Consider the following 15,880-nt stretch of genomic DNA (forward strand, 5'->3'; position numbering starts at 1 on the left):
GGGGCGCTTGCACGATTTCGGAATATTGGAAATGTACCCCTGAGTTGCCCGACGTGTCAAGTTGCCTCGTCGAGCGTCGGCAGCCACCGCCTACTGTGCATGGGGTTGTTTTCGATATTTTGGCTGCGCGCCCCTGCGGCGGGTGCTCCGCCACCGTCGCCGCAGTTATGCCGGCAAGGCACGGGGCGATATCCGGTCAGCGGGTACCGCGCGCCGATTGGATCACTATACTGGCCGACGCGTTGCGACCGGCGTGGCCTGACCGCCGGCCCGCGGATGAAGGAAACTCGATGAGCGAAACCATTGGTTACCCCGATCCCGGCCTCGATCTGTCCGATGGTTTCAAGCCGCATACCTCGCATTGGGGCGTGTTCTCGGCCCGGCTCGGCAAGCAGGGTCTCGAAGTCCGGCCCTATCGCGGCGATCCCGATCCGAACGGCATCATCAACAACTTCCCCGGCGCGCTGCGCCACCAGGCGCGCATCGCCCAGCCTGCGATCCGCCGCGGCTGGCTCGAGCGCGGCCCTGGTCCCGATGATCGTCGCGGCCGCGATGAGTTCGTCTCGGTCAGCTGGGAAAGGGCGATCGACCTGCTCGGCGGCGAGCTCGCGCGGGTCCGCGACACGATCGGCCCGGGCGCGGTGTTCGGCGGCTCCTATGGCTGGTCCAGCGCAGGCCGCTTCCATCACGCGCAGAGCCAGGTGCATCGCTTCCTCAACATCGCACTCGGCGGCTATGTCCGTTCGGTGAACTCCTATTCCTCGGGCGCGTCCTCGGTGCTGCTGCCGCAGATCCTGACGGGCTACGAGGACATCACCAAGCGCAACGTCACCTGGGAGCAGATCGCTGCCGAGACCGACATCGTGCTGGCGTTCGGCGGCATGGCGTTGAAAAACTCCATGGTGGCCGGCGGCTCGATCAGCAAGCATGTCGAGCGCGGCGCGATGGAGGCGGCGCAGCGGCGCGGCTGCCAATTCATCCTGGTCAGCCCGCTGCGCGACGATCTGCCCGTCGAGGCCGGCGCCGAATGGATGACTGCCGTGCCCGGCACCGACACCGCGCTGATGCTCGGCATCGTTCACACCCTGGTCAGCGAAGGCCTGCACGATCAGGCCTTCCTCGATCGCTACACCGAGGGCTGGCCGGTGTTCCTGCGCTATCTGACCGGCGAGGCCGACGGTGAGCCCAAGAGCGCCGAATGGGCCGCCGCGATCTGCGGCATCGAGGCCGACGCGATCAGGACGCTCGCCCGTCGGCTTCCTGGCCGGCGCGCGCTGATCACCGTGTCGCATTCGCTGCAGCGCGCCGAGCATGGCGAGCAGCCGGTGTGGATGGGCATGGTGCTGGCGGCAGCGCTCGGCCAGATCGGCCTGCCCGGCGGCGGCTATGCCTATTCGCTGGGCGCGATCGGCTATTACGGGCGTCGCGTCAACGCGGTGCCCGGACCGACGCTGGGGCAAGGCCGCAACGGCGTCGCCGACTTCATTCCGGTGGCGCGCATCGCCGACATGCTGCTCAATCCCGGCACCACCTATCGCTACAATGGCGAGACGCGGACCTATCCGGATATCCGGCTGGTCTATTGGGCCGGCGGCAATCCGTTCCACCATCATCAGGACCTCAACCGGCTGCGCAAGGCCTTTGCGAAGCTCGATACGCTGGTGGTGCACGAGCTCGCCTGGACCGCCACCGCGCGCCACGCCGACATCGTGCTGCCCGCGACGATGACGCTGGAGCGCGAGGACATCGGCTATTCCAGCAACGATCCGCTGATGGTCGCCATGCACCGGATCGCCGAGCCATTCGGCCTCGCCCGCGACGACTACGACATCTTCGCCGATCTCGCCGAGCGGCTTGGCGCCCGCGAGCCCTTCACCGAAGGGCGCACGTCGCGGCAATGGCTGGAACATCTCTATGAGCCGACCCGCAAGGCGCTCGCAGCGCGCGGGCTCGAGGCCCCTCACTTCGAGGAATTCTGGGAGCGTGGCAGCCTGGTCGTGCCGCAGCATCTCGACGACGGCGGCTCGCTGCGCCGCTTCCGCGAGGACCCGGTGGCGCGGCCGTTGCCGACACGAAGCGGCCGCATCGAGATCTTCTCGCAGAAGATCGCGGATCACGGCGATGCCGATTGCCCGGGCCATCCGGTCTGGCTCGAGAAGACCGACACGCCAAAGCCGGATACGCCGTTCTTCCTTGTCGCCAACCAGCCGGTGACGCGCCTGCACAGCCAGCTCGATTTCGGCGGGCACTCGCAAGAGGCCAAGCATCGCGGCCGCGAGGTCGCGCGCATGAACCCGCGCGACGCCAAGGCGCGCGGCATCGTCGACGGCGACATCATCCGGATCTTCAACGCCCGCGGCGCCTGCCTCGCCGCGGTGCATGTCACCGACGGCATCGCGCCCGGCGTGGTGCAGCTGCCGACCGGCGCCTGGTACGACCCGATGGACCCGGAGGAGGAGGCGCCGCTCTGCGTCCACGGCAATCCGAACGTGCTGACCCGCGACATCGGCACGTCATCCTTCGCGCAGGGCTGTACCGGCCAGCTCACGACTGTCGAGGTCGAGCGTTTCAACGGCAATCTGCCGCCGATCCGGGCGTTCGATCCGGCGTAATTTCACCACCGGATCACGAACAAATCATCGCTGGGCGCTGGATGGCGCCCGACCGTTCGGCTACGGCATCACGACGTCGTCCCCGAGTTCTGGATTTGCCGAGATGCACCTGAAAGCCCTGTTTCATCTTGCCGTCGCCGCGACCGTCGCGCTCGGTTCGTGCAGCGCGTCGGCGCAATCCGCGGCCGAGCCGGCCTACGGACCGGAATTGCAGGGCTTCGACTATCCCTATCCGGTCGAGCATTATCGCTTCAGCTCGCAGGGGCAGGAGCTCGACATGGCCTATCTCGACGTCAAGCCGGCGACGCCGAACGGGCAGACCGCGGTGCTGCTGCACGGCAAGAATTTCTGTGCCGCCACCTGGGACGGCACCATCAAGGCGCTCAGCGGCGCCGGCTATCGCGTGATCGCGATGGATCAGATCGGCTTCTGCAAATCCAGCAAGCCGGAGCGTTATCAATTCACCTTCCAGCAGCTCGCCGGCAACAGCCGCGCGCTGCTCGCTTCGCTTGGGATCGAACACGCGATCATGGTCGGCCACTCGACCGGCGGAATGCTGGCGATGCGCTACGCGCTGATGTATCCGGAGGCCACCGACCGCCTGGTGCTGGTCGATCCGATCGGGCTGGAGGACTGGAAGGCCAAGGGCGTGCCGTGGCTCAGCCTCGACGGCTGGATGCAGCGCGAGACGCGCGTCACCGCGGACAGCATCCGGGCCTATGAGCGCGCCACCTATTATGCCGACACCTGGGATCCGTCCTACGAGACATGGGTGCAGATGCTGGCCGGCATGTATCGCGGGGAGGGCCGCGCCGCGGTGGCGTCGAGCTCGGCGCGGCTCTACGACATGATCGCGACCCAGCCGGTGTTCTACGAGTTCGAGCAGATCAAGCCGCCGACGCTGCTGTTTGTCGGCGACAAAGACACCACCGCGATCGGCAAGGACACCGCGCCGCCGGAAATCCGCAAGACGCTCGGCAATTATCCGGTGCTGGGCAAGGAGGCCGCGAAGCGGATTCCGCATGCGCAGCTGATCGAATTCCCCGACCTCGGCCATTCGCCGCAGATCCAGGCGCCGGCGCGCTTCCACGCGGCGCTGCTCGGCTGGTTGCAGCATCCGGAAACCGGCGCGACGCTGGTCAAATAAGAGTTGGTGGGACAAGCGAACGACATCATGACGACAGCCGAGATGGTCAGCGTATTCACGGTCGATGGGCAGGGCGGCAATCCCTGTCCGATCGTGGCCGATGCAAGCGGCATGAGCGCGTCCGAGATGCAGGACGTTGCCCGCCGCCATGGTCACGAGTCCGGATTCGTGTTGCCGGCGCAGAGTGACGATTTCGACGCCACGTTCCGTTTCTTCGTTCCGAACCACGAAATGGAGATGTGCGGCCATGCAACCATCGGTGCGCTTTGGCTGCTGGCGCGCCATGCAAAGCTGCCCGGCGACACGGTCCGGATCTCGACGCGCAGCGGCCCCGTCACCGGCTTCATCAGCCGGGATCGCAGCGGCGAGCCCAGTGTCGAGATCACCCAGCCGGCGGGGAAGACTGTTCCGCTCACCGATGCGCAACGCGATGACGTGCTGCGGGCGCTCGCAATCGGGCCGGATGCGATCGGCGGGGCTGCGCCCTGCAATGCGGTCACATCGCGGGTCAAGACCTTGATCCCGATGCGCTCACCGGAGGCGCTGAATGCGCTGGATCCGTCGGCTGATGCCGTCGAGGCGGTCTGCGGCCGGATCGGCTCGACCGGGCTCTATCCGTTCGCGCTGATCGACCGCGAGGCGCGTCTGTTCGAGGCGCGGCAATTCCCGCGCTCGTCCGGTTATCGCGAGGATGCCGCGACCGGCATCGCGGCCGCGGCGCTGGCATTCGGCTTGCTCGACAACGGCCTGGTCGCGCCGAACGACGAGGAGATTCGAATCCTGCAGGGCAGGGCGATGGGGCGTCTGTCGGAAATCCGCGTCCGCATCGGCTTTGCCGGTGGCCGTCCTGTCGGTTGCCTGCTCGGCGGCAATGTCGTGCTGATGGCCGCGCCGTCACACTGAAGCGAGCTGATCTCTAGGTCGATTCGGCGGCGCGCTTGGCGCGCTCCCGCGCGCTGGCGTGCACCGGCGACGATTTCCGAGCACCGGGGCCTGGATGCACATGGACCGCCTTCGCGCTCAGCGGCTCGCCGCATTCCGAGCAGACCATGACGGGATCGAACATCTTCCCACAGGTCTTGTGTTCGTGCAGCAACGGCCGGCCGCGGGCGTCGACCATATGGACGTTGCCCCAGTGCACGATCGACATGATGATCGGATAGAGGTCGAGACCCTTCTGCGTCAGGATGTATTCGTAGCGCTTCGGCGCTTCCTGATAGGGAATCTTGCGCAGCACGCCGAAGCGCACCAGCTTCTTCAGCCGGTCGGCGAGCAGATGCCGGGTGATCCCGAGCGATGCCTGGAAGTCATCGAACCTGCGGATGCGCAGGAAACACTCGCGCAGGATCAACAGACTCCAGCGGTCGCCGATCACAGCGACGGTGCGGGCCAGCGAGCACGGCTCCTCCTCGAGGGTATCCCATTTCATCGGCGTCTCCTGCGATTTGCGACGGCATCGCATATAAAATTCTAAAACAGAACTGACGTCATTTCAATAGGATGCCTGCGCGGTGGCTGCCGCACGGTCATTGGATGACAAATATCATATTGACAGTTCTAAAATAGAACTTATGGTCCGGACCACGATCAACCGGCGGCAACAGGCGATTGCCGCCCATCGAAGGGAAGGGCGTTCCATGGCTGCTCCGCTCAAGGTCGAATTCCACTTCGATTTCGGAAGCCCCAACGCCTATCTCGCCGAACTCGCGCTGCCCGGGATCGAGAAGCGCACCGGCGTCAAGTTCGACTACATCCCGGTGCTGCTTGGAGGCGTCTACAAGGCGACCGGCAACATGTCGCCCGGCGAGTCGCTGCGCGGGATCAAGAACAAACCCGAATACAACGCGCTCGAGACGGAGCGCTTCCTGCGCCGCCACAACGTCACGAAGTTCACCATGAATCCGTTCTTTCCGGTGAATACGCTGGCGCTGATGCGCGGCGCGGTGGCCGCGCAGTTCGAGGGCGTGTTCGAGCCCTATTTCCGGGCTGCCTACAACCACATGTGGGTTGAACCCAAGAAGATGGACGACCCGCAGGTCTTCCGCGAGGCATTTCTGTCCTCGGGTATCGACATCGATCGTCTGATCGCCCGCGCCCAGCAGGATGACGTCAAGAAGAAGCTGATCGACAACACCGGCGATGCGGTCGCGCGCGGCTCGTTCGGATCGCCGACGTTCTATGTCGGCAACGAGATCTTCTTCGGTAAGGACAAGGTGCGCGAAGTCGAGGAAGAGATCGTCGCGCAGCTGGCTGCGGGGCAGCGCAAGACCGCCTGAGCGGAAATTCCTCAACACAAGCCCGAAGGGCAGCGACAGGGAGGTTTGAGTGCAGGCGCCGATCCGGATTATCGAAGGAAGTGTGGAAGGCTTGCCGAACCGCCTCCACGAGGTGATCGATCACCACGTCGCGGCGACGCCGGATCATCCGGCGCTGATCGACGACAAGGGGCGGCTGACCTATCGCGAGCTCGATCGAACGGTCGGCCGTGTCGCCGAGGCCTTGCAGGGGCTCGGCATCCGCGCCGGCGACCGCATGATGATCGTGAGCGAGAATTCGATTCCGCTGGCCTGCCTGCTGCTGGCGGCGAGCCGGCTGGACGTCTGGTCGATCGTGGTCAATCCGCGGCTGTCGCCGCGGGAGCTGGATCAGATCAGGGATCACAGCGGCGCCCGCCGCGTGCTGCTGACTGCTGACGTCTCGCAAGAGGCGGCCACCCATGCCGCGCGCTATGAGGCTGCCGTGCAGGATGTCGGCCCGCTCCGTGGCGTTGCCGTCACCGGCCTGAATCTCGCGACCACGGCCGAGCCGGTCGAGGCCGACGGCGCCAACCAGGTCGCGGTCCTGATCTACACGTCCGGCACCACAGGCACGCCGAAGGGCGTGATGCTGACTCATCGCAATCTCCTGTTCAGCGCCCGGGGCACCGCGGGCTTCCGCAAGATGGCGGCCGACGACGTGCAATATTGCGTGCTGCCGATCTCGCATATCGTCGGCATCTCGCTGCTGACGATGACCCTGATGGTCGGCGCCACCGTGCGCCTGGTCGCCAAGTACGATCCGGCCGCGCTGGTCAGGGCGATGGCCGAGGAGGGCATCACGATCCTGAACGGCGTGCCCGCGACCTATCAGCGTCTGCTCGAATACCGGCGCAACGCCGGCCTGCCGAAGCTCGATCGCGGCCGGTTGCGCGTGATCTCGGTGGCCGGCGCGCCACTCGATCTCGAGCTCAAATCCCGAGTCGAGCAGGAACTCGGGCTGCCGCTGCTCAACGGCTACGGCATCACCGAATGCTCGCCCGGCATCTCCGGCGTCCGGCCCGATAACCCGCGGGCCGACCACGCGGTCGGCACCGTGATGCCTGGCCTCGAGGCGAAATTGGTCAGCCGCGACCTCAAGCCGGTTGCATCGGGCGAAGTCGGCGAGCTGCATGTTCGCGGCCCTAACGTGATGCGCGGCTATTACCGCGCGCCTGATCTGACCGCCAAGGCGATCGATCCCGACGGCTGGTTCAACACCGGCGATCTGGCGCGCTTCGAGAATGACGTTCTCTACATCGTCGGGCGCACCAAGGAGATGATCATCCGCTCCGGGTTCAACGTCTATCCGGCCGAGATCGAGGCTGTGCTGAGCACGCACGACGCCGTTGTGCAGTGCGCCGTGGTCGGCCGGCCGGTCGAGGGCAATGAGGAAATCATCGCGTTTGTGCAGCTGATCAAGGGTTCGACGGCCACCGTGCAGGACCTGATGGCCCATATTGCCCCGCAACTCACCTCGTACAAGCGCCCATCCAAGATTATCCTGATGGACGCGCTGCCCGCGACATCGACGGGCAAGCTCCTGAAGCACAAGCTCGCGGAGTCGCTGCGCAGCTGAGGCTGAGCCGCCGCAAGCCAGTTCACTCAAACAAGACCGGAGTACACCATGCAGAAGAGAAACAAGACGGTCGCCGTCATTGGTGCCGGTGATTTCATCGGCGGCGAGATCGCCAAGAAGTTCGCCTCCGAAGGCTTCACGGTCTTCGCCGGCCGCCGCAACGGCGACAAGCTCGCGCCGCTGGTCAAGGAGATCGAGGCCGCCGGCGGCGAGATCCACGCGCGTTCACTCGATGCGCGCAAGGAAGAGGAGATCATCTCCTTCCTCAACGACGCCGACAAGCATGCGCCGCTGGAGGTCTGCATCTTCAACATCGGCGCCAATGTCAACTTCCCGATCCTGGAGACCACCGAGCGCGTGTTCCGCAAGGTCTGGGAGATGGCCTGCTACTCCGGTTTCCTCGCGGGGCGCGAGGCGGCGCGGCTGATGACGGCGCGTGGAGAGGGCAACATCTTCTTCACCGGCGCGACCGCGTCGCTGCGCGGCGGCAGCGGTTATGCCGCCTTTGCCAGCGCCAAGTTCGGCCTGCGCGCCGTGGCGCAGGCGATGGCGCGTGAGCTTGGACCGAAGAACATCCACGTCGCGCATCTGATCATCGATTCCGGCGTCGACACCGAATGGGTGCGGCAACGCCGCATCGAGGCGCTCGGCCCGAACGCGCTCGACAATCCGGACCTGCTGATGCCGCCCGCTTCGGTCGCCACGTCCTACTGGCAGCTCTACCAGCAGCCGAAGAGCGCCTGGACCTTCGAGCTGGAAATCCGGCCCTTCGGCGAGAAGTGGTAGGGAGCACGGCAGATGGAGCTCGCGCTATCTCCTGAAGACGCGGCGTTTCGCGACGAAGTCCGCGCATTCATCAAGGACAATTATCCGGCGGAGATGCGCGTCCCCAATCCGGAGACCGATCTCTCCAAGGAGCAGATGCTGCTCTGGCATCGCATCCTGCACGAGAAGGGCTGGATCGCGCCGCTCTGGCCCAGGGAATATGGCGGGCCCGGCTGGTCGATCACCCGCCGCTTCATCTTCGAGCAGGAGACGACGCGCGCCGGCACGATGCCGCCGCTGGCGTTCAGCGTCACCATGGTCGGCCCTGTCATCTACACGTTCGGCAACGATGCGCAGAAGAAGAAATTCTTGCCGCGCATCCTGTCCGGCGAGGACTGGTGGTGCCAGGGCTATTCGGAGCCGGGCTCCGGCTCCGACCTCGCCAGCGTTCGCACCAAGGCGGTGCGCGACGGTGACCACTATATCGTCAACGGGCACAAGACGTGGACCACGCTGGCTCAGCACGCCGACTGGATCTTCTGCCTGGTCCGCACCGATCCGGCCGCCAAGCCGCAATCCGGCATCTCGTTCCTGCTGATCGACATGAAGTCACCGGGCGTGACGGTGCGCCCGATCATCACCATCGATGGCTCGCACGAAGTCAACGACGTCTTCCTGGAGGATGTCCGCGTTCCGGTCGAGAACCTGATCGGCGAGGAAAACAAGGGCTGGACCTACGCCAAATTCCTGCTCGGCAATGAGCGCACCAGCATGGCCGGAATCGGCCGCTCGACGCGCTACATCGCGCGGCTGAAGAAGATCGTGAAGGCCGAGATCCCGGAAGACGATCCGGCGCATCTCGAATTCATCAGGGATATCGCCCGCGTCGAGCTCGACGTGCTGGCGCTGGAGGCGACCGAGCTTCGGGTCGTCGCGCAGATGGCCCGCGGCATCGATCCGGGGCCAGCGGCCTCGCTGTTCAAGATCCGCGGCACCGAGATATTCCAGGACATCACCGAGCTGACGCATCGGGCGATCGGCAATGACGGCCTTGCGATCCGCGAGCATCCGGTCAGCGCCAATCACTTCATGCCGGGTCCGGACTACGGCCACACGGCGTCGGAGAAATATCTCAATTCGCGCAAGCTCTCGATCTACGGCGGATCGAACGAGATCCAGCGCAACATCATCGCGAAGGCGGTGCTTGGTCTCTAGAGCATGAAGCTTGGACAGGGAGCCAAAGCGCATCGCATCGCGCTTTAGCAACAGCGGCACGAGAGGATCGGATGGATATCCAGTTCACGGAAGAGCAGGAATTGTTGCGGTCCAGCGTGCAGCGGCTGCTGCGTGAACGGTATGACTTCGATGCGCGCCGCAAGATCGTCGCGAGCGAGGACGGCTTCAGCCGCAAGCATTGGGCCGAGTTCGCCGAGCTTGGTCTGTTCGCCGCGCCATTCTCCGAAGCCGTCGGCGGGCTCGGCGGCGGGCCGCTGTCGACCATGATCATCATGCAGGAGTTCGGTCGCCATCTCGTGGTCGAGCCGTTCGTCGAGACTGTTGTCGTTGCGGGTGGATTGCTCGAGCAGGCAGGTTCCGACGCGCAGAAGCAGGCCTACATCGCCGACATCATCGCGGGGACCAAGCTTTGGGCATTGGCGTGGACCGAGAGGGGCTCGCGCTTCGATCTCGCCACGGTCACCACGACAGCGCGCCGCGACGGCAACGACTATGTCCTGACCGGCGAGAAGACGGCGGTGATGGCCGCACCCTGGGCGGATCACCTGATCGTCTCCGCCCGCACCTCGGGCCATCGTCACGATCGCGGCGGCGTCAGCCTGTTCGTGGTCGATCGCCGCGCCGCCAACCTCGATCTGCAGAGCTTCAAGACGATCGATGGCCGCCGGGCGGCCGAGATCAGCCTGCGCGGCGTACGCGGAGAATTGCTGAGCAGGGAAGGCGAGGGCGTCGCCGCGCTGGAAGCCTGCCGCAACCGCGCCATCGGCGCACTCTGTGCCGAAGCGGTCGGCGCGATCGGCGAGCTGAACGACGCGACGCTCGACTACTCCAAGACGCGCAAGCAGTTCGGCGTCACGATCGGTAGCTTCCAGGTGCTGCAGCACCGGATGGTCGACATGTTCATCGCGCATCAGGAGGCGCTGTCCCTGATGCAGCATCTCAGCCTCAGCCTCAGCGACGACGAGGCGGGAATCTCCCGGCTGGCGTCGGGCGCCAAGTCCAAGATCGGCTATGCCGGCAAGTTCGTGGCTGATCAGGCGGTACAGCTGCACGGCGGCATGGGCATGACCGACGAGCTCAATGTCGGCCACTACTTCAAGCGGATTTCCTCCATCAACATCCAGTTCGGCGATCCCGCCTATCACGTGCTGCGCTTCGCGCAGCTCGACGCGGTCGCATAAGCCAGAGAGGCAAGCATGTCACAGGATGCAGTCATCGTTTCCACCGCGCGCACCGGCGTCGGCAAGGCCTATCGCGGCGCGCTCAACAATACCGACGGCCCGACCCTGGCCGGCCACGTGATGGCCGAAGCCGTCAAGCGCGCCGGCATTGCGCCCGGCGAGGTCGAGGACGTGGTGATGGGCTGCGCCATGCAGCAGGGCACCATGGTGATGAACGTTGCGCGCAAGGGCGCCATCCGCGCCGGACTTCCGGTGACGGTTGCCGGCACCACCATCGACCGGCAATGCGCCTCCGGCTTGCAGGCGATCGCTGTCGCGGCGCGTTCGGTGATATCAGACGGCGTCGAGATCGCGATCGGCGGCGGCATCGAGTCGATCAGCCTGGTGCAGAACGAGCACATGAACCGGTTCCACGCCGTCGACGACGAGCTGATGGCGATAAAGCCCGAGATGTACATGTCGATGCTGGAGACGGCCGAAGTCGTCGCCGAGCGCTACGGGATCGGCCGCGACAAGCAGGACGAGTACAGCCTCGAGTGCCAGCGCCGCGTCGGCGCCGCGCTGCAAGGCGGCCGCTTCAACGACGAGATCGTGCCGTTCGCGACCAAAATGGCCCTGGTCAACAAGGACACCAAGGAAGTCAGCTTTCAGCAAGTGACACTGGCGAAGGACGAAGGCCCGCGGCCGGATACCACGGCGGACGGGCTCGCCAAGATCAAGCCGGTGTTCGAGGGCAAGACCATCAGCGCCGGCAATGCCAGCCAGCTCTCTGACGGCGCCTCGGCCTGCGTGATCATGAGCGACAAGATTGCCGCGCAGAAGGGGCTGAAGCCGCTCGGCATCTTCCGTGGCTTCGTCGCCGCCGGCGTCGAGCCGGACGAGATGGGCGTCGGCCCGGTCGCCGCGATCCCGCGGCTGTTGAAGCGGCATAATCTGAAGATCGACGACATCGATCTCTGGGAGCTCAACGAGGCCTACGCGGTGCAGGTGATCTATTGCCGCGACAAGCTCGGCATCGATCCGGACAAGCTGAACGTCAATGGCGGCTCGATCGCGATCGGCCATCCCTATGGCATGACCGGCGCGCGGCTCACCGGCCACCTCCTGATCGAGGGCCGGCGGCGCAAGGCGAAATACGGCGTGGTGACCATGTGCATCGGCGGCGGCATGGGCGCGGCGGGCCTGTTCGAAATCGTCCACTGATCGGAAACGCGGGAGAGACTTGTGAAGACAGCAATCACTGAACTGTTCGGCATCCAGCATCCGATCATCCAGGGCGGCATGCATTATGTCGGCTTCGCCGAGATGGCGGCCGCGGTGTCCAACGCCGGCGGCCTTGGGATCATCACCGGCCTGACCCAGCGGACGCCGGAGCTGCTGGCGAAGGAGATCGCGCGCTGCCGCGACATGACGGACAAGCCGATCGGCGTGAACCTCACCTTCCTGCCGAGCTTCACAGCGCCGCCCTATCCCGAATATATCGCTGCTATCCGCGAGGGCGGCGTCAAGGCGGTGGAGACCGCGGGCCGCAGCCCGGAGCAGTACATGCCGGCGCTCAAGGCCGCCGGCATCAGGGTGATCCACAAATGCACCTCGGTGCGGCATTCGCTGAAGGCCGAGAAGATCGGCTGCGACGCGGTCAGCGTCGACGGCTTCGAGTGCGGCGGCCATCCCGGCGAGGATGACATCCCGAACATGATCCTGCTGCCGCGCGCGGCGGACGAGCTGACGATCCCGTTCGTGGCCTCGGGCGGTATGGCGGATGCGCGCAGCCTCGTCGCGGCGCTATCGATGGGCGCGGCCGGCATGAATATGGGCACGCGCTTCATCGCGACCAAGGAAGCGCCGGTCCATGCCAATGTGAAGCAGGCGCTGCTCGATGCCGACGAGCTCGATACGCGCCTGGTGATGCGGGCGCTGCGCAACACCGAGCGGGTGTTGAAGAACAAGGGCGTCGATGAGCTGCTCGAGATCGAGCGCGAGAAGGGCGCCAAACTGAAGATCGAGGACATCCACGAGCAGGTCGCCGGGGTCTACCCGAAGGTGATGATCGACGGCGAGATGGATGCCGGCGCCTGGAGCTGCGGCATGGTGGTCGGCCTGATCCACGACATCCCGACCGTCAAGGAGCTGATCGACCGCATCATGACCGAGGCCGAAGCGATCATCCGGCAGCGGCTGACCGGCTTCCTCGACGGCAGGTTTGAAACCACGGCGGCCCGCGCGGTCGCCTGACGGGAGCGTGCCATGACCGAGCATGTCAAAGTCGAAATCGCTGCCGGCGTCATGACGCTGACGTTGCAGCGGCCCGAGAAGAAGAACGCCCTGACCGGCGCCATGTATGACGCGATGTCGAACGCGCTGAAGCAGGCCGAGGCGGATCCAGCCGTCCGCGTGATCCTGTTCCAGGGCGACGGCGACAGCTTTACCGCGGGCAACGACCTAGCCGACTTCGCGAGCCAGGCGCGCGGCGAAAGCGCAGTCGATAGCCCCGCGCATCGCTTCATCGAAACCATCAGCAAGGTCGGCAAGCCGCTGGTCGCGGCCGTGCAGGGCAATGCGGTCGGCGTCGGGACCACCATGCTGCTGCATTGCGACCTGGTCTATGTCGCCGAGACCGCGCGGCTGATCACGCCCTTCGTCAATCTCGCTCTGGTGCCGGAGGCGGCGTCGAGCTGGCTGCTGCCGCTCAGGATCGGGCATGCGCGCGCCTATGCGATGTTCGCGCTCGGCGAGCCGATGGATGCGGCGGGCGCGCTGGCATCCGGCCTCGCCAACGCCGTGGTGCCGCAGGCCGATCTGCGCAAGAAGGCGCATGACGCGGCAGTTGCGCTGACCAGGCGGCCGGCCGGTTCGCTCAGCATGACCAAGCAGCTGATGCGCGAGCAGCAGCGGATCGCGGCCCAGATCGCCGCGGAAGGCGTGCTGTTCAAGCAGCGCCTGACGACGCCCGAAGCGCGCGAGGCCTTTGCCGCGTTCGCCGAACGGCGCCAACCGGACTTCACAAAACTGTCGGCCTGAAGCCGCCGGGAGTTCACGGATACATCGAGGGAGTGGAAAGCATGGGCGTCGTCGGCAGCCATCAATATCCCAGCATGGAATCCGTGATCTACGGCAAGCCGGCAGCCGAGGCGCTGCGCGAGGAGGCCGAACGGCTGGGCGCGAAGCGCGTCTATCTGATCGCCAGCCGGACGCTGAACACCACGACCGACGAGATCGAGAAGATCCGCAAAGGACTCGGCGATCGCCATGCTGCGACCTTCGACGGCGTGCCGCAGCACACGACGCGCGATGTGGTGACGCAGATCGCGCGGCAGGCCAGCGAAGCCAAGGCGGACCTCGTGGTCGCCATCGGCGGCGGCTCGGTGGTCGATGCGGCGAAGATCGTGCTGATGTGCATGGAGCACGAGATCTTCGAACCTGATGGCCTCGACGGCTTCGAGACCACGCCGGACCGCCGGTTCGGACCGTTCCGCACGCCAAAAGTCCGGATGATCGCGATCCCCAGCACGCTTTCGGGCGGCGAGTACAATTCCGGTGCGCTGGTCACCGACACCAGCCGCAAGCTGAAGCAGATTTTCAATCACCCGATGATGATGCCGCGCAGCATCATCCTCGATCCCGCGATTACCAAATATACGCCGGAGAAGCTTTGGCTCGGCTCCGGCACGCGCGCGATGGACCACGGCATCGAGGCGATCTGCTCCAGCCGGCCCAATGTGCTGGTCGATGCGGTGTGCCAGCAGGGGCTGCGCTATCTGCATCACGGCCTACTACGCACCAAGGCCAATCCCGACGACGAGGCGGCGCGGCTGAGCTGCCAGCTCGGCTCGTGGCTGTCGGCCTTCGGCTTGCAGTCGCGGGTGCTCATGGGTGCAAGCCACGCCATCGGCCACGTGCTCGGTGGTACCTGCGACGTGCCGCATTATTTCTGCACGGCGGTGATGATGCCGAGCGTGCTGCGCTACAACCGTCCCGCGACGGAAGCGGCCCAGCAAGCGATTGCCGCCGCGCTCGGCGCGCCCGGTCGCGACGCGAGCGAGGCGTTCGCCGGCTTCATCGCGGAGCTCGGCCTGCCGCGGCGGCTTGCCGATGTCGGAGTCGGTGAAGATCGCTTCGAGCTGATCGGCCGGAACGCCATGTTGTCGATCTTCACCCGCGCCAACCCGCAGCCGATCCGCGAGCCAGGCGACGTCGTTAAGATCCTGCAGTTGGCCGCCTGAAGCAACAGCACCTGGAGGAGCCCACCATGGCCGCCTTGCGCATCTTCTCCTATCTGCCGAACCCGCGGGTCTGGAAGGCAACCATTGCCGCGCGGTTCTGCGGCGTCGACGTTGAGGTCAGGGGCGCCTCCGGCAAGGAATTGCGCGACTGGCTGTGGGATTACGATGCCCATCCTCTTACCGAGCAGGAACGCGCTGCGCTGTCGTCGTTGGCGCGAACCGGCCGGGTCGGACTGACGGGCGCGCAGCTCTTCAAGACCGATGCGTTCATGGAAGCGCAGCCGTTCGGTAACGTGCCGGCCGCGTTCGGCGCCGATGGCAAGGTCGGGATCTTCGAATCGAACAGCATCATGCGCGCGGTGGCACGGCTCGGTGAGGCGGCGTTCCCGCTCTACGGACGTGACGCCTATGAGGCGTCCAGGATCGACAGTTTCCTCGATGTCAGCCTGGTCTTTGCGCGGGATACGCAGATCTATCTGCTGGCGTTGTCGGGCGGCACGGTCGATGCCGCTATTCACGCGCGCGCAAAGGACGCGTTCGCGATCTATGCCTCGGGGATTGAGCAGGCATTGTCGCCACGGCGAGAGGCGCTGGTCGGGAACGGCATCTCGATTGCCGACATCTGCCTTGCCGCCGAACTCGCACTGTTCATGAATGAGCATGCGCGGACCGAGCAATTGCGCAAGCAGGGGTTGGAGAGAATTCTGCACCCGGGGGTAAGGGATGAATATCCGCTGATGTTCGCGCACTTCGCCCGGCTGGTCGGGCACGAGCACATCAGGCCGGACCTCAAGCCTTACGTCGAGAAGTTGCTGTCGAAGGCAGCGGCCTGATCTCGAGAAC

The 15,880-nt window shown here is 65.5% G+C and carries 14 protein-coding genes; 13 read left to right on the plus strand and 1 reads right to left on the minus strand.

Annotated features, from left to right (window positions below; genetic code table 11):
* Window positions 1-290: 290 nt before the first annotated feature.
* The 3 genes from AAFG13_RS33900 to AAFG13_RS33910 all read left to right on the plus strand — a co-directional run bounded on the left by AAFG13_RS33900 (window position 291) and on the right by AAFG13_RS33910 (window position 4,662).
* Window positions 291-2,612, plus strand: a complete 2,322-nt coding sequence (locus AAFG13_RS33900; protein WP_342709470.1) for a molybdopterin guanine dinucleotide-containing S/N-oxide reductase — start codon at window positions 291-293, stop codon at window positions 2,610-2,612.
* 103 nt (window positions 2,613-2,715) lie between these two features.
* Window positions 2,716-3,759: an alpha/beta hydrolase gene (locus AAFG13_RS33905; protein ID WP_342709471.1), complete on the plus strand. Its 1,044-nt coding sequence runs from the start codon at window positions 2,716-2,718 to the stop codon at window positions 3,757-3,759.
* A gap of 27 nt (window positions 3,760-3,786) precedes the next feature.
* On the plus strand, window positions 3,787-4,662 hold the full coding sequence (locus AAFG13_RS33910) for a PhzF family phenazine biosynthesis isomerase (RefSeq protein WP_342709472.1): 876 nt from the start codon (window positions 3,787-3,789) through the stop codon (window positions 4,660-4,662).
* Window positions 4,663-4,675: 13 nt separating this feature from the next.
* Here the strand turns inward: AAFG13_RS33910 and AAFG13_RS33915 are convergent, their stop codons facing one another.
* Window positions 4,676-5,188, minus strand: a complete 513-nt coding sequence (locus tag AAFG13_RS33915; protein WP_176529401.1) for a helix-turn-helix domain-containing protein — start codon at window positions 5,186-5,188, stop codon at window positions 4,676-4,678.
* 208 nt (window positions 5,189-5,396) lie between these two features.
* Between AAFG13_RS33915 and AAFG13_RS33920 the strand changes: the two genes are divergently transcribed.
* The 10 genes from AAFG13_RS33920 to AAFG13_RS33965 all read left to right on the plus strand — a co-directional run bounded on the left by AAFG13_RS33920 (window position 5,397) and on the right by AAFG13_RS33965 (window position 15,870).
* Window positions 5,397-6,035 (plus strand): 2-hydroxychromene-2-carboxylate isomerase, encoded by a 639-nt coding sequence (locus tag AAFG13_RS33920; RefSeq protein WP_212313061.1) that lies wholly within the window; start codon window positions 5,397-5,399, stop codon window positions 6,033-6,035.
* A 49-nt stretch (window positions 6,036-6,084) separates the two neighbouring features.
* Window positions 6,085-7,632, plus strand: coding sequence for an AMP-binding protein (locus AAFG13_RS33925; RefSeq protein WP_342709473.1), 1,548 nt, complete (start codon window positions 6,085-6,087; stop codon window positions 7,630-7,632).
* 48 nt (window positions 7,633-7,680) lie between these two features.
* Window positions 7,681-8,418 carry an SDR family oxidoreductase gene (locus tag AAFG13_RS33930; protein WP_092116714.1) on the plus strand — a complete coding sequence of 246 codons (738 nt, stop codon included), beginning with the start codon at window positions 7,681-7,683 and terminating at the stop codon, window positions 8,416-8,418.
* A 12-nt stretch (window positions 8,419-8,430) separates the two neighbouring features.
* A complete protein-coding gene (locus tag AAFG13_RS33935) occupies window positions 8,431-9,612 on the plus strand; it encodes an acyl-CoA dehydrogenase family protein (RefSeq protein WP_342709474.1) in 1,182 nt (393 codons plus the stop codon).
* 71 nt (window positions 9,613-9,683) lie between these two features.
* Window positions 9,684-10,814, plus strand: a complete 1,131-nt coding sequence (locus AAFG13_RS33940) for an acyl-CoA dehydrogenase family protein (RefSeq protein WP_342709475.1) — start codon at window positions 9,684-9,686, stop codon at window positions 10,812-10,814.
* A 15-nt stretch (window positions 10,815-10,829) separates the two neighbouring features.
* Window positions 10,830-12,017: an acetyl-CoA C-acyltransferase gene (locus tag AAFG13_RS33945; protein ID WP_342709476.1), complete on the plus strand. Its 1,188-nt coding sequence runs from the start codon at window positions 10,830-10,832 to the stop codon at window positions 12,015-12,017.
* A gap of 21 nt (window positions 12,018-12,038) precedes the next feature.
* Complete coding sequence (locus AAFG13_RS33950) at window positions 12,039-13,049, plus strand: nitronate monooxygenase family protein (protein WP_342709477.1); 1,011 nt, start codon at window positions 12,039-12,041, stop codon at window positions 13,047-13,049.
* A gap of 12 nt (window positions 13,050-13,061) precedes the next feature.
* Complete coding sequence (locus AAFG13_RS33955) at window positions 13,062-13,835, plus strand: enoyl-CoA hydratase-related protein (RefSeq protein ID WP_342709478.1); 774 nt, start codon at window positions 13,062-13,064, stop codon at window positions 13,833-13,835.
* A gap of 41 nt (window positions 13,836-13,876) precedes the next feature.
* Entirely contained in the window at window positions 13,877-15,037 is a 1,161-nt protein-coding gene (locus tag AAFG13_RS33960; protein WP_342709479.1) for an iron-containing alcohol dehydrogenase, read from the plus strand.
* Between the two features lie 26 nt (window positions 15,038-15,063).
* A complete protein-coding gene (locus AAFG13_RS33965; RefSeq protein WP_342709480.1) occupies window positions 15,064-15,870 on the plus strand; it encodes a glutathione S-transferase in 807 nt (268 codons plus the stop codon).
* Window positions 15,871-15,880: the final 10 nt, after the last annotated feature.

The organism is Bradyrhizobium sp. B124, from assembly GCF_038967635.1.
GTDB lineage: Bacteria > Pseudomonadota > Alphaproteobacteria > Rhizobiales > Xanthobacteraceae > Bradyrhizobium.